Origin of the sequence: Pyruvatibacter sp. HU-CL02332 (genome assembly GCF_040362765.1) — a bacterium.
Classification (GTDB): domain Bacteria; phylum Pseudomonadota; class Alphaproteobacteria; order CGMCC-115125; family CGMCC-115125; genus Pyruvatibacter.
The window spans coordinates 944339-963443 of record NZ_BAABWK010000001.1 but is presented as its reverse complement, the minus strand read 5'-3'; the positions used below and the strand labels follow the sequence as shown (position 1 = coordinate 963443).

Genomic DNA, 19105 nt, shown 5'->3' with positions numbered 1-19105 from the left:
TTTGGTGCAGCCCCTTAACCGCCATTCGCTGCTGGTGAATCAGGCTGCGCGGGTTGTCTGCGCAGAGGCAGCAGATGTGCGCATAGCGGTAAATGCTGCTTCATCCACGGGCGCCCAGTTGTAGCGCCTGGCGAGCTTTTTGAGGGCAGCCTGAAAGGTCGGGCTGTCCACATAATTGGCGTGGCGCGGGCTGTCGATGAAGCGGATACCGCCGGACAGATCGGGGTCAGTAGTTGTTTCCTGGCGGAACTGTTCGGCGCGGGCCGGTGCCCGGTCACGGTCCTGAATGGCATTGGCGATGCAATTTGCCATCTCGTCATAAAGGAAGTAGCCGCCGGAATTGGTCTCCTCAAACCCCATGGCGTAGAAGCCCGGCAGATCACGGCCGAAGACCGTGAGATAGAGGTCGGGCCGTCCGGCCCGAAAGGGAACAGCGCCTTCTGCGAGATAGGGCATCGAATAATTGTACCCGGTCGCATAGACGATCACGTCCAGCTCTTCGCGGCTGCCGTCCTTGAAGATGACGTCTGAGCCATCGAAACGCTCAATGTCCGGCTTGGCGTGGATGTTACCGTGGCCCAGATGGTGCAGCAGCTCTGAATTCACGATCGGGTGGCTTTCAAACACCTTGTGGTCAGGTTGTGGCAGGCCATAGCGCGTGACGTCACCAATCAGTAGGCGGAGCATTTTTCCCATCACCCATTGCTGGATGGGCATGGGTAACTTGGGTCCGCCATGGGCAAAGATATCCGCCGGCATGCCGAAGATGTGCTTGGGGATGAAGTGGTAGCCGCGCCGCACGCTGATGAAAGCCTTGTCCGCATGGATGGCCGCGTCACAGGCGATGTCGCAGCCTGAGTTTCCGGCGCCAACGACCATTACGCGTTTGCTTCGGAACCTGTCGGGGCTGGCATAGTCCACTGCGTGGATCGCTTCGCCGGAAAACGTGCCGGGGTAGGACGGTCGGTTGGGGTGCCAGTTTGTGCCGGTGGCCACGATCAGGTTGGCGAATGACTTTGTTTCGCCGCTCGTGAGCTTGATGCTCCACCCACCCTTGCCGTCGGGCGATGCTGACTCAACGCCAGTATTGAAGTGGATGGCATCGCGCAGGCCGTACTGGTCTGCAAAGTGGTGCACATAGTCGAGAATTTCCTTGCCAGACGGATAGTCCGGATAGGTGTCGGGCATCGGGCAGTCGGTGAAGGCCGACTGGGTCTTGGATGAAATGAAGTGGGCGCTGTCGTAAAGCGGCGTGCCGGGATTTTGTGCATCCCACAATCCACCCACATCGCTGTGACGCTCAAACTGCTCATACGGCACGCCATAGCGCTTGAGCGCGCGGGCGGCTGCGAGGCCACCGGGGCCGGCGCCGATGATGCAGGTCGATGACAGGGTCATGGGGTTCTCCGTGCTTGCTGGCGTGATTAATATGAGGATTCCTCATATTTACAATCTCTGTCAACTGCGGCATCACTGGTTCCATGGCCAATGATCCTTCCCGCCCGGACCCACTCACGGTGCGCCAACCCAAACAGGCGCGCAGCAAGGCCCGCCTTGAAGCCATTCTGGATGCGGCTGAAGGGTTGATTGCGGTGGACGGCATGGCGCACCTCACCATGAGCAATGTCGCCGCCCGTGCCAAAATCTCAATCGGCTCGCTCTACCAGTATGTGCCAACGCCGCAAGCGCTTCTGCGCGCCCTTGCGGATCGGTTCTTGAGTGAGTGGCGGCGCGACATCGAGCGGTTCATGTCGCGGGCGACGACACCGCAGGAACTGTCTGATGCCATTGCCCAGATCCTGTGGCGTATCTACGGCACCATGAAAGAACGGCCGCAGCTGCGCGAAATCTGGGCGCACATGCAGGCTGACCGGGAACTGGCGGCCCTTGATCTTGAGGACAGCCGCCAGAATGTGGACTGGATCGTGGATGCCATGGTCCGGGTTGGTGCTGTTGGCGAAGCTGACCGCTCTGGGGTAGTGACCGATGTCCTGCTCATTACGCATCTGTCCGGGAGTGCCATTCAGATGGCGACCGGCCTTGATGACGAGGAAGGCACACAAATCGTACGCGCCTATGTGGAGACTTCCGCAGCGCGCGCGGGGCTTCCAGCGCCATCAAGCTTTCCTCCTGCTGACGCGGGCGCCTGAAACGCGTGCAATCGCGTCAATCTGCGCGTTAGACTTCCTGTGAAAAAACTACTCAGGAAGGACTGACCCCATGGATTTCAATATCCCACGAGAGATCACGGACTATCTCGCGGTGCTTGATGATTTCATCGAGAAGGAAATCAAGCCGCTGCAGGAGCAGGACGACAACAACCGCTTCTTCGACCATCGCCGCGAACATGCGCGCACGGACTGGGATAATCAGGGCCTGCCGCGCCATGAGTGGGAAGAGTTGCTGGGCGAAATGCGCAAACGTGCGGACGCTGCCGGTCATTTGCGCTACGCGCTGCCGAAGGAATATGGCGGCCAGGACGGTACCAATCTGGGCATGGCGGTTATTCGCGAACATCTCGCCGCCAAGGGCCTTGGTCTGCACAATGACCTGCAGAACGAAAGCTCGATCGTCGGCAATTTTCCAACGGTCCTTATGTTCCGTGATTTCGGGACTGAAGAGCAGAAGGCGAAGTACCTTGAAGGCTCACTCAAGGGTGAGGTCCGCGTTGCTTTTGGTCTGACCGAACCTGACCACGGGTCGGACGCCACGTGGATGGAAACCGTGGCTAAACCGGAAACCCGCGATGGGGTGGATGGCTATCTCATCAACGGTATGAAGATGTGGAACACGGGTGTGCATGTTGCGACCCATGATTTCGTGTTTGCGCGCACGTCCGGGGATGACGGGTCGGCCATTGGCATTACCTGCTTCATCGTGCCCATGGATGCGCCGGGCGTGAACATTGAAGAATATCTGTGGACCTTCAACATGCCGACGGACCATCCGCGGATCGCGTTCAAGGATGTCTGGGTTCCAGCTGAGGATAATCTCGGCGGCATTGATCATGGTCTGCAGCTGGCACAGCACTTTGTGCACGAAAACCGCATTCGCCAGGCCGCATCCAGCGTTGGTGCGGCGCAGTTCTGCGTCAATGAAAGCGTGCAGTACGCCAAGGACAGAAAGCCCTTTGGCAAACCGCTTGCAACCAATCAGGCGATCCAGTTTCCGCTTGTCGAGTTGCACACGGATTGCGAGATGATCCGCACACTGGTGCACAAGACTGCATGGCAAATGGATCAGATGTCGAAGCAGGATGTCGCACGGCAGCTGTCAGACAAGGTGTCCATGTGTAACTACCGGGCCAACCGTCTGGTCTGTCAGGCGGCAGATACGGCGATGCAGGTTCATGGCGGCATTGGCTATTCGCGGCACAAACCGTTTGAGCATATCTACCGGCATCACCGTCGTTACCGGATTACCGAAGGCGCTGAAGAAATTCAGATCCGTAAGGTCGGCGGACATATGTTCGGCTATATCGGGAAGTCAGGCGGCAAGCGACCGGAAGCTGCTACCAAATAACGGCGCGCGTTTACTGCGCGGCGACTTGCGTCTCGCTCTGGGCCTGATCAGCGTTCTGCTGGTCGGGCCCTTCGCGTGTTGTGCGCCAGGCCGGCATGCGTACGGTCACTGTGGTGCCAACGCCGGGTTCGCTTTCAAGTATCAGCGTGCCGCCATGGATTTCTGCAAGCGACTTTGTAATGGGCAGGCCAAGGCCGGTGCCGCCATGGCTGCGGGCCATGGGACCCTCTGCCTGACCGAACGGCTCCATTACTTTTGCAATCAGGTGCGGTTCGATGCCGATGCCGGTATCCGTCACGCTGAGAATGAGGTCGTGATTGTCCGCCAGACGGGCTGACAGGGTCACGTCGCCGCCTGCGGGTGTGAATTTGGTCGCATTGGACAGGAGGTTGAGCATGATCTGTTTGACGGCGCGTTCATCCACATAGGCCTGTGGAATGTTGTCCGCGATCTCGATCACCAGGGTTACCTGATTTTCCTGTGCCCGGTGGCGCACAAGATCAGCAGACCAATTGGCCAGGATTTTGAGATCTGCCCATGTCTCATCGATTTCAAACTGACCTGCCTCGATTTTCGAGATGTCGAGGATGTCGTTGATCAGCTCGAGCAGGTGGCGGCCACTGGAGTGGATGTCGCCGATGTACTCGATGTATTCCGGCGTGCCGATGGGGCCGAACATCTCTTCGCGGATCATTTCCGAAAAACCGATGATGGCATTAAGCGGTGTGCGCAGCTCGTGGCTCATATTGGCCAGGAACTGGCTCTTGGAGTGGTTAGCAATTTCAGCCGTGCGCAGGGCCTCGGCCAGCCGCTGTTCAGCACGGCGGCGCTCAATGGCAACGGCGGCAAGCTTTGCAGCGCCATTGATAAAAGTGAGATCGCTATCGCTGGGTGCGCGAGGGGTGCGGTAGATCATCGCCACAGAGCCGAGCACGCGACCGTCTCGGGACTTGATGGGAAAGGACCACACCGCACCGATTTCCATTTCGGCAACGAGGTCCTGGCGTTCAGCAAAGATGGGGTGCGTGGATGTATCTGTTACGATCACCGGTTCGCCGGTTGAGGCGGCAATGCCGCACGGGCCTGCCTCATCATTTGCCAGCATGCCGTCGAAGATGTCTTTGTAGAGTTGCGGCAATGACTGGGCAGCGCCATAACGCAATGTGTTTTCGTCATCAAGCAGAAGAATTGAGGCGCGCATGCCTGGTTTCTGCTCTTCCATGGCGCTGGTCAGTTCAGACAGGACCTCCGGCATGGTGGTGCCTGTCGCGAGCTTCTCAAGAACACTGAGATGCATCTTGAGCTCACTGTCGGCGCTCATGCGTGCGGTGGCATCACGTACGTTCAGCACCATGCCTTGAACGCTTTCGTCATGCAGCATGTTGCGGGCAGTTGTTTCAATCCAGATTTTGCGGCCGGAAAATGTTTCCACCCAGCCTGAAATGCTGGCTGTGTTTCCCGGCTTGGCGAGCAACCTTCCCAGTGCGTCTTGAACTTCCGGTCGGAACTCGGCGGTTGCCAGATTGTCCACGCGGTAGCCCCTGAGCTTCTCGGGCGTCGTATCAAACATGCGTGCGACGGTTTCCGTCGCAAACAGAATGCAGCCGTCGTCGGAAATAATGCCGATGCCGTCAAAGGCATGGTCAACAAGGGCGCGAAATCTGCGCTCGCTGATGGTCAGTTGGCTGTTGGCAGCTTCGGCTTCGCTTAGGGCGCTGTCTGACTGGGCTTTGGCTTTTGCAAGGTCGCGAATGAGATCGTCGTGCTCCAGCCTCAGCGAGATGGCCGATTCACCCTGCGCGATGACCTGTTTAGTGACCGCCAGCATGAAGAAATAGACAAGCACCACCAATAGCCCGATGCCCATATAGATGGGCTCGCCAGTCTGTAGGCTTGCCGTGACGATGGCGACTGTGATCGGCACTGTGCAGGCAAGGTAGATGCGCCACTCGTACGCTGTTGTGGCAGTCGCAATTGAAAGGTGCGCAACGAACAGCAAAAGCAGGAAGAAATCCTGCGTTGCGTTGTGCGGCGACCAGTAGATTAACAGTAACGCTGACCAGACGATGTTGGCGTTCAGGTAGCGAAGTGTCAGTGATGTCGTGAGTTTCTTGGGGTCTGATGAAAGACGGCCGGAGAAGTACCGGAAAGCGAAGTAAGCGATCTCGCTCCACACACATATGATTGCCAGCATCCATAGGCCGACAGCGGTTGCAGATGCCTGGGTATCCAGTGTGGCCAGGACGAGAACGCCAATCAGGGGGAAAAGCAGGGGCAGACCGCGATGATTGCTCATGATGCGGTTGAACATGGCAAGCTTCACCGCTTCCCCATGGCCCGCAGATTGCGCGCCACCTGAATGCAGCTTGTCCAGTCTTAGTGCTTCGGGCCTTTGTCCCACGCCAGTCTCCTTGCCGGTCTGCGCCCCAAACGCGGATCCGGACTAGGAAGTATGGCGGTAACACGTAAATTGCACGCTAACGGCGAGAGGCCTGGCAAACTGCCAATTTTCTGCCGTGTGGTGGGCTTTTTGCTACTTCAACTGCTGCAGGCTGGCCTGGTTTAGCACTTCGCCGCCAATGGTGACCGAGGTGAGGTGGACAAGGGCAGTGCCCCATTCACTCTGCAGTTTCATACGGACCGGTATCATTACATCGGCGTCCCTGTTGGGCTGATTGAACTCAGCTATCCACAGCTCGATGGGGGGCGTCGGGTTCTTCGCTTGTTCCAGTTTCCATTCACGCGTTTGGCCTGCGAGCGGCAGGTAGCGCAGATTGCACTTGATGGTGTCGCCGGTGAAGAAGGACTCATCCACGGGACTGAGGACCTCGGTGCCTTTACGCGTATAGGCCAGCGCGAAAACACGTCGGCCGTCAAACACGCGTACTTTTTCAGTACACGTCGTATTTGCCGGACGTAATGCGGTGTAAAGACTGGCCGTGAGAGGATCTACAGTGCCGTCTGCGAGACCTGAACGCAGCGCTGCGGCCTGGTGGGGTTCGAGTTCCGGTTCAGCCGTTACATCAAATGTGCCGTCTGTGGCGCGTGTCATTTCAAGTTCTCGGACACCAAACCGCGTATCAGAGAAATTGCGGAAGCTCTTGGGTGTCGGCCCTTCGCTTGAAAGGGCGCCAACGGCGCTACTTTCAAACCGCGCTCTGAGCAGACTGTCAGCAATGCCCGATGACTGACCTTTGGTTGAAATCTCATAGGCTTCATTGGTCAGTGTCGCGTTGGTTTCCACGGTCGCGAGATGAAAGCCGGCTGCATAAAACTCATAAACCAGCGTAATGGGTTCGATGGTGCTGCTCATTTCCGGTGTGGCCGGTAGTTCGGATTGAACCTCGGGTTCTGCGTCCGGCTGAGTGGCAGCGGCTAGGGGCGCTATTGCCAGCAGGCTTGTGATTGCCGCCGTTGCGACAATGCGGGTGCATGTTGCTGTGCTGCCCACATCTCTGTTGGCCTCAGCTGGTGCCCCATTTGATGTTTCAAAATCCCGCGTTGCAAAAGTCCACGCCATGGGTCTCTCCCGTACCAGTCGCTGTGGCTGCCGATAGACGGCAACACGTGGAGATGGGGGTCAGGATAGACGCCCCATATCTCTAGTCTTCGCGAATGGCCGTGCTTCGGATCACCGCACCACCATAAGGAGTGGGGGCAATAATGCGGACAGGCACCAGAAACCCCGCGGATTCCATGGGTGCGAGCCAGACTTCGACCTTCTGTGGGTCTTCCTTCAACTCGGTCATTGCCTTGGCACTATAGCCTGCAACCGGGGTCAACCGCCCTTCACATTTGTGCGCGGGGCCGGAATAGCCTTCATTTGCCTCAATGGTGGTCTCGCCGCCATAGGCCACGGTGATGTCAAACCGGCGCCAGCCGTCGAATACGGGCACAGTGGTGCCACATGGCGTCGCGCCACCAGATGCTGCCAGAGCCAGCAGGGCACTTACCGGGTCCAGGGCGCCTTTTTTGTGGAAATCCGACAGCGTGCCGGGCTTCTTCTGGGGGGGAGGCAGGGCCAGGACGCTGGCGGGGCCTGTTTCGTTGAAGGTGATCTGAAGCTGGCTCGACTGGCCGCCCGCGTTCACATAGTCAGACGTGAAAATCTGAGGTTTGACCGATTTGTCTTCCTGAGCGCCTGCCGCAAAGAGTGTCAATGTGGCGTCTTCCGTGGCTCCGGCCACTTCTTCGGTCTTGATCTGTGTTTCAAGCTGATAGCGCTGTGGGTCCACGTCTGCGGCCAGGGACATGGTGCCGATCTTGGCCCCACCGACATACATCACATAGTCGATGGTGACAGCGGCCTGCGCCGTGATTGGCATCAGCCCGCCTGTCAGCACGGCTGCTATCGCTAATGCTCGCATTATCAATCCTCGTGTGAGTATGGGGCGCGTGTCATGGGCAGGAGTGCCAGACGCTCAAGGGCATACCTGTCGGAGCGCAGGCATAGCGCGGTTGGGTGTCCGTTTTACAGCCTAATCCGTCCAGGCGGTCTATCTTATTGACCTGACAAAGCTGCCTGACTTGGATTTGCCTTGGAAACCGTGAAGCGCGTGCTGCGGGCAACCATACGGCCAATCGGTGTCGAAACTTCAATTCGCGCCGGTACCAGGGCATCCGCGCCTTCAACCGGTACCAGCCAGACAGTGATTGGCATTGGGTCCCGGCGCATTTCACGAATGGACTTGCGCTTGTAGCCAGCAATTGGCCGCAGATAGGCCTGACAGCGAACAGCGGGGCCGGAGTAACCTTTGCGATCCTCAAGTGGGCTCATGCGCTCAAACGACATGACGAAGTCATAGCGGCGGCGACCGTCATAGACGGGAATGCGCCGGTTGCAGGCCTCTGCGGACGGTGTCGCTACAGGCACGATCATTGCCGACAAAGGATCAATGGAGTTCTTCAGGTGACGGGCGGTTGCTGTCACTCGGGCTGAATTGTCATAGGCGGGCTGGGCGGCCACCAGGGGAAGGCCGTTGGGTCCATAGGTCATATCGACCTGTTGCTTGTCGTCGTCACTGTGGCTGAAGGAATAGTACTTTGCGGTCTGCATCTGTTTGCTGCCCCGGGTGCCTTCGGTCTTGAGGTTGTAGACAGTCTTGAACAGTTGGTCGGTGATGCCTTCGGTCCGGATTGTGCTGTTTGCGGTGTAGCTGGTCGCTCCGAACTTTGCCTGCATGGTGATCGAGCCAAAGTTCAGGCCGCCCAGGCTTGCATCCATGTGGATGTCGACATTGGTTGTCGGGCCGGAATCGGCTGGGGCTGAGGCGGGCGTTGCGCTTGTTGCCGCCGACGCCGGTGCTGCCATGGCGATGGCTGCGACGCCGAGCGTGGCAAAGGCTGTCAGAATCGCGATCAGATGAAGGGGAACCGGGCGCCTCTTGGGTGCTTTCGCGGCTGGGTGTTCCATGTCCATTTCAGGAAAAACGGCTTGATTGCTTGTCATTTTGTGCCCTCCACCAAAATTTGGGTGCTGTTCTGGCTGTCAGCTTGTGTTGTGTTGCCGTCAGGCGGCTATGGGGTGCATTAGGGGATTTGCCGGGTGAACCGTTCCTGAACGCAAGGCGGCTTGCTGCAAATGTCGGTTTTTGAGCCCCAAACGCGCTCAAATCAGCGTCAAACAGGCTTCATGGGCTTGACGCAAAGGGCATCGCGGCCCTATACCCGCGCCTCTTATTCGATGTGAAACATGAATTCAGGAGGTGGGCATGGCTCGCCGCTGCGAACTTACGGGCAAGGGTGTCCTTACGGGCAACAATGTCAGCCACGCGGTCAACAAGACCCGCCGTCGCTTTCTGCCAAATCTCTGCAACGTGACGCTGTCAAGCGACGTGCTCGGCCGGTCAGTGAAGGTGCGCGCCAGTGCTGCTGCTCTTCGCTCTGTTGAGCACAAGGGTGGCCTTGATGCTTTCCTTGCTGGCTCCCGCGAAGAAAACCTGTCGCTGAACCTTCAGCGCATGCGTCGTGAGATTGTCAAAGCGCAGGCAGCTGCTGCGGCCTAACCGGCCACACGCATATCCCCTGCAACAAGATTTAGGGTCCGCTCCTCTTTGGAGTCGGGCCCTTTTTCGTGCCTGATTTGGGGCGGGATTTGTAGACTTTTGGAGAGATTCTGGTCCTTTTCGGCAAGCTGATTGAGGAGCTTTTTTGGCCTGCTACCTGATCTGATGGGGTATGATGAGGTTAATTGCGGTAGTTGGGGGCGTGCCATTTGGGGTGGCACCACATGGCATGGCGTCTGCATCGTCTTCCACCAAATCACTTTGGTAACTGAGGCGCGGAGAGCAGCAATGGTCATGGCAGAAGGTCGTTTTCATGAATCTATGGACCAAAAGCCGAGCGTAATGGCTGAGTTTATGCGTTTTTTGGGGTATCTGATGCTTCCAACGGTGCTGCTTGTTGCAGCCGCCGTCGCGGGCTTTTTGGACCGGTCCACGCCTGTGTCGCTGTTTGGGTCGCTTTCCTTCACCGGATTGCGTTTTGACCCGGGACCCTGGTTCAGCATGGGACATGTCTGGGTCTTTGCGTTGTTCATGGTTGTTAACCTCACAGGACGCCGCCACGGCGCGTCTGTGGCCTTTGCGGCTGTGGCTGCTGCTGGTGCCCTTCTGGCACTTGTATGGGCCTATGCGGCCTATGGAGATGCGCACATTGTGATGCCGGCGGACATGATTGCTGCCCTCACCAACCAGACGATGGTTCTGGCCGTCGCCCTGTCCGTCATGGTGGGTCTGCTGGTGAACATTGTGGTGTTTGATCTGGTGCGTGGCCGACCCTGGTGGAAAGCACCTTTGCTGGCACCGCTCTTCGGTGGTGCTGCGATGGTGGCGCTGTTTCACGGGCTTGCGGGTGATGCGCTTGCGGGGACCTACGCAGACAAGGTTGTGTCGCACTTCGTGATCGTGGTGCTGGCAACGTTGTTGATGCTGGTCGTCTATCACGCGCTGCGGTCGATCATTCAGCCACGGTCAGGTTACGGCGGGGCCTAATTCGGCTTCCCGTCTGGGTGCAGCTCAAACATTAGCAGCAAGGTTCGCTGCAGCGGATTGAAGTTGTCGTCTGACACCACATACACAAATGTTCTGCCATCCGGCGAAGTGCGGATGGAGATGCCCTCCATATTGTCTACAGTCTGACCTGCCGTTGAGCGATAGATGATGTCTCCGTCCAGCGGAGCGGCCTCATCAAGCGCGTCAGCTTTGATACGGCGGATCTGTGCCCCAACACCGCCAAGGGTGCTGAAGCGTCTCTCCAGCGTCAGGAGGTCGCCAGAGGGCAAGAGCGCGATGTCGGTCAGGTCAAAGGGGGCAATGCGCCTGAGGGTGATGTCTGCTGTTGTCTCACTGCCGGTCCTCCAGCCTTTGATCTGGTCTTCGGCAACCATTGTTCCTTCAGTGATCGCAAGCAGGGACCCATCCGGCAGGCTGGCCAGTGCTTCAAGGCCTTTGTTGTTCACAGCGTCCTTCAGGTCGGGGCCGATGTTCATCGGTTGGGCTGTCGCCTCAAAACCGTCGGTTGTCACATCGTAGGCCCATACGCGGTGGTTGCGCTCGAAGGAGACCGCAATGCGCCCGTCCGCCAGAAGTGTCATGGCTTCTGCATCGCCCTGGCGTTTGTTGCCTGCGATCGACTGGCCGTCAGGGTTCAGCATGGGCGCCAGTGTCAGACTGCCAATGCCTGAGAGGGTGTTGTCTTTGTGGGTCAGTGACGCCGTCAACCAGTAGCCCGTGTCAGTGACCGCCATCAGGCCACTGCCATCGGCACTGACAATCAGACCGGACATGCCTCCGAACCTCTTGTCGTCCGATCGCACCACCAGTCCGCCGCGATAGGACAATGTGCTGTTGCCGGAGGGGGCAAGCAGGGTGTCGTCTGCGTCCGAAGGGTTTAGGGCGACCTGCCCATATGAGACCGGCGAGGTATCCGCACCGGCTTTTGCATCTGACGCACGATCTTCTGCCTGCGCGCAGGCAGGCAGAAACGCTGCCATCAGCACCAGAAAGGGGGCTGTACGACAGAGGCTCATGGGCATGGGGTGTTCCTGATTACTTGGCCGCGGGGGCCGCCTTGGGCACTGCTTTGGGCATTGGCACGGTCTGTGGCGGTACCTTGGGCATGCCGTCAGAGCGACGTGGGGCCTTCATGGCCTTGGGGTCGTCTTCGAATAGCTCGGCCAGTTTCTCAGTCATGGCACCACCCAGCTGTTCCGCATCCACAATGGTGACGGCGCGCTTGTAGTAGCGCGTGACGTCATGGCCAATGCCGATGGCAATCAGCTCAACAGGTGACTTGGTTTCAATCTGCTCGATGACTTCGCGCAGGTGACGCTCAAGATAATTGCCGGAGTTCACGGACAGGGTGCTGTCGTCCACCGGCGCGCCATCTGAAATCACCATCAGAATGCGGCGCTGCTCGGGGCGGGCCAGCAAGCGGTTATGCGCCCAGATAAGCGCTTCCCCGTCGATGTTTTCCTTCAGCAGGCCTTCGCGCATCATCAAGCCGAGATTGCGCCGTGCGCGCCGCCAGGGGGCGTCAGCGGCCTTGTAGATGATGTGGCGCAGGTCGTTGAGGCGACCGGGTGAGGCAGGCTTGCCAGCGGACAGCCAGTGCTCACGGGACTGGCCGCCCTTCCAGGCGCGTGTCGTGAAGCCGAGAATTTCCGTTTTGACCGAGCACCGTTCTAGCGTGCGGGCGAGAATGTCCGCGCACATGGCTGCAACAGTGATCGGGCGACCGCGCATGGAGCCTGAATTGTCCAGCAGCAGGGTCACAACCGTGTCGCGGAAATTCATGTCCTTTTCAATCTTGAAGGACAAAGGATGCATGGGATCGATGACGATGCGGCTCAGGCGGGCTGCATCGAGCATGCCTTCCTCAAGGTCAAACTCCCAGGTGCGGTTCTGCTTGGCCTGCAGGCGGCGCTGCAGGCGGTTGGCAAGGCGTCCAACGACGCCCTGCATCTGCTGCAGCTGCTGATCGAGATACTGGCGCAGACGGCCAAGCTCTTCGGTGTCGCACAAATCTTCGGCTGAAATCACTTCGTCATTTGCTGCCGAATAGACCTTGTAGCCAACGCCGCGATTGTTGTCGGCAGTGCCGTCGGGACGCCAGGGCTGCTGGCCTTCGGAGCTGTCGTCGGGCTCGCCTTCAACCTGCTGGTCTTCGGCTTCAACCTCAACGGCCTGTTCTTCGCCGTCTTCCTGCTCGCCGTCAGCCATTTCCAGCTGCTCGGCTGACATGCCTTCGGCCTGCTCGGCTTCGCCACCCTCGACGTTCTCTTCGCCGGGTGCGTCGCCGTCTTCGTTGTCGTCGCTGTCTTCGTCGGACTGGTCCGGCGTGTCGCCGAGTTCGTCCGCCATGTCCAGGTCAGCAATGATGTCGCGCGTGGCGCGGGCGAACGCTTCCTGGTCGTGGCAGAGGTCGTTCAGCTTGGCCAGATCTTCGCCGGCCTTCTCCTCAACCCACGGCCGCCACATATCGACCATGTTGCGGGCGGCTTCCGGTGGCCGTGCGCCAGTGAGCTGTTCGCGTACGAGCATGCTCACCACTTCTTCAATGGGCGCATCCACGCGGTCGGTGATGGTCGAAAAGCCGCGCTTGTCGCATTTGTCTTCAAGGGCTGCTGTCAGATTGTTGGCAACGCCCTTCATGGCGTTGGCACCAAGAGCCTCAACGCGAGCGGTTTCGGCTGCTTCAAACACCGCACGGGCCGTGCCGCCTGTTGGCAGAAGCTGCTGATGGGTTCCGTCATCATGGTGCGCGATACGCAAGGCGATGGAGTCCGCTGACCCTCGGCAATTGGCAACCTCGCCGTCCGGCAACTCGCGGCTGGGCAGGGGCAGGCGCACATTTGTGCCACGCAGGCTGGCAGGCTCAGTGCCGAAATTCACCGTCAGGTCGTCGCGGCCCGCAATGGAGCGCAACGCCTGGGTGACTGCCCTCTTAAAGGGCTCGACCGGATTTTCCTTGGTGTTCGACACGTAATGCCTGCTGGTTTGCGGACTGCTCTATGCCGTCTGCGTTATGCGATCTGAAGGTTGGCTGCGGACTGAGGCAGTTCTTCGCCAAAGCAACGCTGATAGAACTCGGCCACGGTGGCCCGTTCCAGCTCATCGCACTTGTTGAGGAAGGTTACCTGGAAGCCGAAACCGACATCGGAGAAGATTTCCGCGTTCTCAGCCCAGGTGAGCACCGTCCGTGGGCTCATCACGGTTGAGATGTCGCCATTCATGAAGGCGTTCCGGGTCAGGTCAGCAACCCGCACCATGGCGGCAACGGTCTTCTTGCCTTCTTCGGTCTGGTAGTGCTTGGCCTTGGCCACCACGATGTCCGTCTCACGATCATGATCCAGATAGTTCAGGGTCGTAACGATGTTCCAGCGGTCCATCTGACCCTGGTTGATCTGCTGGGTGCCGTGATAGAGGCCGGATGTATCGCCAAGACCAATTGTGTTGGTGGTGGAGAACAGGCGGAAGGAGTCATGCGGACGCATGACCTTGTTCTGGTCAAGCAATGTCAGCTTGCCGGAGACTTCCAGAATACGCTGGATGACGAACATCACGTCCGGGCGGCCGGCGTCATATTCGTCAAAGACCAGCGCGACCGGGTGCTGAAGCGCCCATGGCAGGATGCCTTCGCGGAATTCAGTAACCTGCTTGCCGTCCTTGAGGACGATGGCATCTTTGCCGACGAGATCAATACGGCTCACATGGCTGTCGAGGTTGATGCGGATGCACGGCCAGTTGAGGCGTGCGGCCACCTGCTCGATGTGGGTGGACTTGCCGGTGCCGTGATAGCCCTGAACCATGACGCGGCGGTTGTGGGCAAAGCCCGCAAGGATCGCCAGCGTGGTTTCCTTGTTGAAGAGGTAGTCTGGATCCAGATCAGGAACGTAGTCGCTGCGCTCCTTGAAGGCAGGGACCATCAGATCTGTCTCGAAGCCGAATACTTCTTTGGCAGACACTTCTGTGTCTGGACCGTGGGTCGGCATATTTCCGGTAGTGGTTTCCGTCATGGGACTAGCAACTGCTCTTCTTCAACAACATTGAATGTGGCGGTTGCCACACACGCGGGACCGCGCCTGGGGTGATCCCCCGCGCGGAAAGTGATTTGTCCGGGCGATTGTCTCAACCCGGATGGGTTTAAGGCAACATATTGACCGGTCAGCGCCAATAGCACATCCGAAATAGCGGCTATGCATGAGGCCCATGCATTTGCGTATCTGTAACATGGGCACATGGCGTCCAGAACGCGCGGCACTCTAGCAAAATCTTGAGGCCCGCTGGAACCCACCTTGCGGGTTAGAGGTAACCTGTTGATTTCAGGTAGTTGTAGGCCTCAAGGACGCTACGGAAACGGTCCTCCGTGGACCGGTCACCCCCATTGGCATCAGGGTGATGCTTTTTGACCAACCGCTTGTACTTAGCCTTGATCTCGTTCGGAGTGGCCTCTCCGTCAAGGCCCAGTGTGGCAAGAGCCTTGCCTTCTTTGGGGCGCAGACGGCGGCGAGCCTTGCCGTCGGTCTTTGTGGTGCCGCCATCAACCGCGAATCCATGGGGGTCATATACGGTCGGATCGGCCTCTGATCCGACAAAGCCGAACTTGCTGGCCGCAGCTGCCCCACGGTTGGAGCCGATGCTCCAGGTCGGGCGGTGGCCTGTGGAGGCTTCTTTCTGGAATCGGCGGACGTCGGCGTCTGTCATGCCGTCAAAATAGTTCCAGGACTTGTTGAATTCCTTGATGTGCTCCGCGCACAGCCAGCGGTAGCGGCGGGCATCGCCCGTTGAGGCTTTGTCCGTCGGGGCTTTGTGCTTGCCTTCAGCGTCGCAGTTTGGCCACGCACAGTCGTGTTTGCGCGCACGTCGGGCGGCAGCGGCCTCCTCGGCGGCATTGCGCGAGCGGGGCGGCACCTTGACGAAGTCTTTGTATTTGTCCCAGGAACTCATGATCTGATTATGTAAACCCATTGGTCAGGAAACAACCCACCCTAAGGGACAGGCGTTATGAGTGTTGCAGAAACCATCCAGCAAAAACTAAACAATGCGCTTTCGCCGACCCGGCTGGATATCACAGATGACTCCGCCCGGCACGCGGGACATTCAGGCGCAGCCCAAGCAGGCGAATCGCACTTCAAGGTTACCGTCGTCTCTGACGCTTTTGAGGGCAAGTCCCGCATTGAGCGTCATATGTTGGTGAATGAAGCGCTGGCAGAAGAGCTGCGCGGTCCCATTCACATGCTGCAGATCAAGGCGATAACGCCAGCTGAAGAGTGGCAGTAGTCTTTACTCGGCGACCTGCGCCTTGCGCGGCGGGGTGATCTTGATCGCTGTCACCTGGTTGCGGTGGCGGCGCAGCACCTGAAACTTGTAGCCGTAAAAAGAGAATGTCTGGCCGACTTCCGGGATGGTCTGGGCTTCGTGGATAACGAGTCCGGCCACGGTGATGGCTTCGTCTTCCGGTAACTCCCAGTCCAGTGCGCGGTTGAGATCACGCACCGCGAGAGTGCCGTCCACATTGCAGGTGCCGTCGGGCTGCGGGCGCAGGCCTTTGACCTCAACATCGTGCTCATCCGAAATCTCACCGACGATTTCCTCGATGATGTCTTCCAGCGTTACCAACCCCATGATGCTGCCATACTCATCCACCACGAGTGCAAAGTGCGACTTGCGCTGACGGAACGCGTTGAGCTGTTCAACCAGTGAGGTGGTTTCCGGCACGAACCAGGCTTCAGACGCCAGACCCTTGATGTCCAGGCCGGTGGGGTCGCCATCGTGCGAGATCAATGCTCGCAACAGATCCTTGGCGTGCAGAACGCCGACGATGTTGTCAGGGTCGTTCTCCCACAGGGGAATGCGTGTGTAGGGACTTGCAAGGACCTGCTCGACGAGGTCCTTGGAGTCATCATCCAGGCTCAGGGCCTGCATGTTCTTGCGGTGGATCATCACGTCGTCCACCTGCAAGTCCCGCAGGTCAAGAATGCCGCCGAGCATGTGGCGGTCATCGCGGCCCACACCGCCTTCCTTGTGGTGGAGGTCGATGGCGCCGCGCAGTTCCTCGTGCGCAGACAATACTTCGGCTCCATCCTCAATATCCGCGCCGACCAGCCGCAGTGTGCGGCGAACAATGAACTGAACAGCAGCGGTTATGGGGGCGAAGGCAAAAACCGCGATGCGGATGAGCGGTGAGACGGCCAGCGCCATACGGTCCGGATTGGTGATGGCGTAGGTCTTTGGCAGCACCTCGGCAAAGATCAGCACCAATGCCGTCATGACCAAGGTGGCGTAAACCACACCGGCTTCACCAAAGAGGTCCAGAAATACGCTGGTGGCGATAGCGGAGGCCAGAATGTTGACGAGGTTGTTGCCCAGCAGGATCGCGCCGATCAAACGCTCGCGATAGGCGATCAACCCGTTGACGACGCCAGCGCGTTTGGATCCGTCGCGCTCAAGCGTATGCATGCGTGCGCGGCTCGTGGCCGTGAGCGCTGTTTCTGATCCGGAGAAAAAGCCGGAGAATATGAGCAGGAAGAAAATTGATCCCAGTGAGATCAAAAGGGTTGTTTCACTCACGCGGCCTGCCTCTTCGATAGCACCTGCGCCACCTGATCCATGTCTACATCACTTGCAATGAACGATTTGCCGATGCCGCGCGTCAGAATGAATGTGATCTTGCCTCCGGATACCTTTTTGTCCTGACCCATCAGCCGGATCAGTTCCTGTGTATCAGGCACGCTGAGGCTATTGCGTTTTTCAAGGTCACTGATGCTTGCGGGCAGACCGGTCGCACGCATATGCGCCTTGGCGCGGGCCGCATCGTCAGCGGGGCACAGGCCCAGATGCACGGAGACATCAAACGCAATGCCCATGCCTGCAGCCACAGCTTCACCGTGCAGCAGGTCCCCGGAATAACCGGCGGATGTTTCCAATGCATGGCCGAAGGTGTGGCCAAGATTGAGGAGGGCGCGCTGGCCCCCTTCGCGCTCATCGGCCGCCACAACGCGGGCCTTGGCTGCCACACTGTGGCGGACTGCTTCCGCGCGCAGGGTCTGGTCGCCGTCAATGAGTGCCGGGCCGTTTTTTTCAAGCCACTCGAAAAAGTCAAAATCGTCGATCAGGCCATATTTGACGACTTCAGCGTATCCGGCGCGCAGGTCCCGCATGGTCAGGGTTCCAAGCACGCTTGTGTCTGCCAGCACCAGCCGTGGCTGATGGAACGAACCGATGAGGTTTTTGCCCTGGGGGACATCAATGGCCGTCTTGCCGCCAACGGAACTGTCCACCTGCGCCAGCAACGTTGTCGGGATCTGGATGAAATCCACGCCCCGCCGCAGGACGGCGGCTGCAAAGCCGGTCAGATCGCCGATGACGCCGCCGCCAAAGGCAATGACCATGTCGGTGCGCTCCACGCCTGCATCCATCAGGGCGGACAACAGCTCTTCGAGATGTTTGAAGCTTTTGGTTGCTTCGCCTGGCGGCAGGATAATGGGCACGCACTCAATGCCGCTGGCCTCAAGGCTCTTTGTCAGCGTAGCCAAATGGAGGGCCGCAACGGTTTCGTCGGTAACGATGGGCACATAGGGGCGCTTGAGCAGCGGTGAAATGGTTTCACCGGCGCGCGCAAGCAGGTCCGCGCCGATGAGCACGTCATAGGAGCGGTCGCCAAGGCTGACGGGAACAGTGTGGGTGTTGGTCATGATGGCAGCCATATGGTCGTAAAAGCGCGCCGCGTCCAGCGGATTGGTAAATGGCCGGTCACTTGAGGGGCTCCAGGAGCTCCATCAGGCGGTCCACCACGTCTTCATGGGGGCCGTCACCGGTCTCAAGCGTCACGTCTGCCTCGGCGTATACCGGGTTGCGCTCACGCATGAGTTTTTCCATCACCGCGCGTGGATTATCCGCCTTGAGGAGCGGACGGGTCGGGCGTTTGCCAACACGGCGCATCAAGACGTCCAGATCAGCTTTCAGCCAGACTGAAATGCCGCGATCTGCCACGGTGGCGCGGGTTTCAGGATCCATAAAGGCTCCGCCGCCGGTTGCCAGCACCTGTGGCCCGGTGGCCAAAAGCCGGGCAATGACCTTGCGCTCGCCGTCACGGAAGGCAGGCTCGCCGTGGGCTTCAAATATTTCCGGGATGCTGAGACCTGCAGCGGCTTCCACTTCGGTGTCCGCGTCCACGAAGGGCAGGCCCAGCCGGTTGGCCAGGCGGCGGCCCACGGTGGTTTTGCCAGCGCCCATTAGTCCAACAAGAACAATGGCCTTGCCGCCAAAAGGCTGGCCAGAGCCATTGCTTGAGCTATCGCTTGCAGGGGAGGGCGTCGCCGGGGCGTGGGTGGTCTCAGAGGGCATTTCGTCCGTGTCGGGTGCTGAAGGCTTCAGGAACAATCGAACCAGCAATCTATGCCGAGACGAGGGGTAAGCGCCAGATATGCCGTAATTCGGCCAAATCACTGCTCTAGGAGGTGTGTTGAGTGTAGGTGAATGCGCCGCGCATGATATGGTTCATGAATGTGAATTGATGATTTGGCAGGCTGGGTCCTGTGATGTCGACGTTCCATTTGAACAAAAGCAAAAAGGCCCCGGAT

Annotated in this window: 17 protein-coding genes; 5 read left to right on the top strand and 12 right to left on the bottom strand. The window is 58.8% G+C overall.

What is annotated here, in order from left to right; genetic code table 11:
- Positions 1-39: 39 nt before the first annotated feature.
- Positions 40-1398 (bottom strand): flavin-containing monooxygenase, encoded by a 1359-nt coding sequence (locus tag ABXH05_RS04455; RefSeq protein ID WP_353559953.1) that lies wholly within the window; start codon positions 1396-1398, stop codon positions 40-42.
- A gap of 83 nt (positions 1399-1481) precedes the next feature.
- Between ABXH05_RS04455 and ABXH05_RS04450 the strand changes: the two genes are divergently transcribed.
- The gene (locus ABXH05_RS04450; protein ID WP_353559952.1) at positions 1482-2150 is read left to right on the top strand and encodes a TetR/AcrR family transcriptional regulator; all 669 of its coding nucleotides are present in this window, start codon (positions 1482-1484) and stop codon (positions 2148-2150) included.
- 70 nt (positions 2151-2220) lie between these two features.
- On the top strand, positions 2221-3522 hold the full coding sequence (locus ABXH05_RS04445; protein WP_353559951.1) for an acyl-CoA dehydrogenase family protein: 1302 nt from the start codon (positions 2221-2223) through the stop codon (positions 3520-3522).
- Between the two features lie 10 nt (positions 3523-3532).
- Here the strand turns inward: ABXH05_RS04445 and ABXH05_RS04440 are convergent, their stop codons facing one another.
- The 4 genes from ABXH05_RS04440 to ABXH05_RS04425 all read right to left on the bottom strand — a co-directional run bounded on the left by ABXH05_RS04440 (position 3533) and on the right by ABXH05_RS04425 (position 8971).
- A complete protein-coding gene (locus tag ABXH05_RS04440) occupies positions 3533-5923 on the bottom strand; it encodes an ATP-binding protein (RefSeq protein WP_353559950.1) in 2391 nt (796 codons plus the stop codon).
- A gap of 132 nt (positions 5924-6055) precedes the next feature.
- On the bottom strand, positions 6056-7042 hold the full coding sequence (locus ABXH05_RS04435) for a DUF3108 domain-containing protein (RefSeq protein ID WP_353559949.1): 987 nt from the start codon (positions 7040-7042) through the stop codon (positions 6056-6058).
- A gap of 82 nt (positions 7043-7124) precedes the next feature.
- Positions 7125-7889: a DUF3108 domain-containing protein gene (locus ABXH05_RS04430; protein ID WP_353559948.1), complete on the bottom strand. Its 765-nt coding sequence runs from the start codon at positions 7887-7889 to the stop codon at positions 7125-7127.
- Between the two features lie 134 nt (positions 7890-8023).
- Entirely contained in the window at positions 8024-8971 is a 948-nt protein-coding gene (locus ABXH05_RS04425; RefSeq protein WP_353559947.1) for a DUF3108 domain-containing protein, read from the bottom strand.
- 262 nt (positions 8972-9233) lie between these two features.
- On the opposite strand from ABXH05_RS04425, the gene rpmB reads away from it, so the two are divergent.
- Positions 9234-9527 carry a 50S ribosomal protein L28 gene (rpmB, locus tag ABXH05_RS04420; protein WP_043949906.1) on the top strand — a complete coding sequence of 98 codons (294 nt, stop codon included), beginning with the start codon at positions 9234-9236 and terminating at the stop codon, positions 9525-9527.
- Between the two features lie 342 nt (positions 9528-9869).
- Positions 9870-10514, top strand: coding sequence for a hypothetical protein (locus tag ABXH05_RS04415; RefSeq protein WP_348135848.1), 645 nt, complete (start codon positions 9870-9872; stop codon positions 10512-10514).
- Here ABXH05_RS04415 and ABXH05_RS04410 read toward each other — a convergent pair.
- The 4 genes from ABXH05_RS04410 to ABXH05_RS04395 all read right to left on the bottom strand — a co-directional run bounded on the left by ABXH05_RS04410 (position 10511) and on the right by ABXH05_RS04395 (position 15470).
- The gene (locus tag ABXH05_RS04410; RefSeq protein ID WP_353559946.1) at positions 10511-11557 is read right to left on the bottom strand and encodes an esterase-like activity of phytase family protein; all 1047 of its coding nucleotides are present in this window, start codon (positions 11555-11557) and stop codon (positions 10511-10513) included. The two genes, ABXH05_RS04415 and ABXH05_RS04410, sit on opposite strands and share 4 nt — an antisense overlap.
- Positions 11558-11570: 13 nt before the next feature.
- On the bottom strand, positions 11571-13505 hold the full coding sequence (gene cobT, locus ABXH05_RS04405) for a cobaltochelatase subunit CobT (protein ID WP_353559945.1): 1935 nt from the start codon (positions 13503-13505) through the stop codon (positions 11571-11573).
- Between the two features lie 41 nt (positions 13506-13546).
- Positions 13547-14539 (bottom strand): cobaltochelatase subunit CobS, encoded by a 993-nt coding sequence (cobS, locus tag ABXH05_RS04400; RefSeq protein WP_348135844.1) that lies wholly within the window; start codon positions 14537-14539, stop codon positions 13547-13549.
- Positions 14540-14825: 286 nt separating this feature from the next.
- A complete protein-coding gene (locus ABXH05_RS04395; RefSeq protein WP_348135843.1) occupies positions 14826-15470 on the bottom strand; it encodes a J domain-containing protein in 645 nt (214 codons plus the stop codon).
- 57 nt (positions 15471-15527) lie between these two features.
- Between ABXH05_RS04395 and ABXH05_RS04390 the strand changes: the two genes are divergently transcribed.
- Complete coding sequence (locus ABXH05_RS04390) at positions 15528-15803, top strand: BolA family protein (protein WP_043949900.1); 276 nt, start codon at positions 15528-15530, stop codon at positions 15801-15803.
- Positions 15804-15806: 3 nt separating this feature from the next.
- Here the strand turns inward: ABXH05_RS04390 and ABXH05_RS04385 are convergent, their stop codons facing one another.
- From ABXH05_RS04385 to ABXH05_RS04375, 3 genes are read right to left on the bottom strand one after another with little or no spacing between them, the layout of a single operon-like run.
- A complete protein-coding gene (locus ABXH05_RS04385; protein WP_353559944.1) occupies positions 15807-17093 on the bottom strand; it encodes an HlyC/CorC family transporter in 1287 nt (428 codons plus the stop codon).
- Positions 17090-18217 carry a 3-dehydroquinate synthase gene (gene aroB / locus ABXH05_RS04380; protein ID WP_353559943.1) on the bottom strand — a complete coding sequence of 376 codons (1128 nt, stop codon included), beginning with the start codon at positions 18215-18217 and terminating at the stop codon, positions 17090-17092. Before aroB ends, ABXH05_RS04385 begins: the two co-directional genes overlap by 4 nt.
- Before the next feature lie 58 nt (positions 18218-18275).
- On the bottom strand, positions 18276-18869 hold the full coding sequence (locus ABXH05_RS04375) for a shikimate kinase (RefSeq protein ID WP_353559942.1): 594 nt from the start codon (positions 18867-18869) through the stop codon (positions 18276-18278).
- Positions 18870-19105 lie beyond the last annotated feature (236 nt).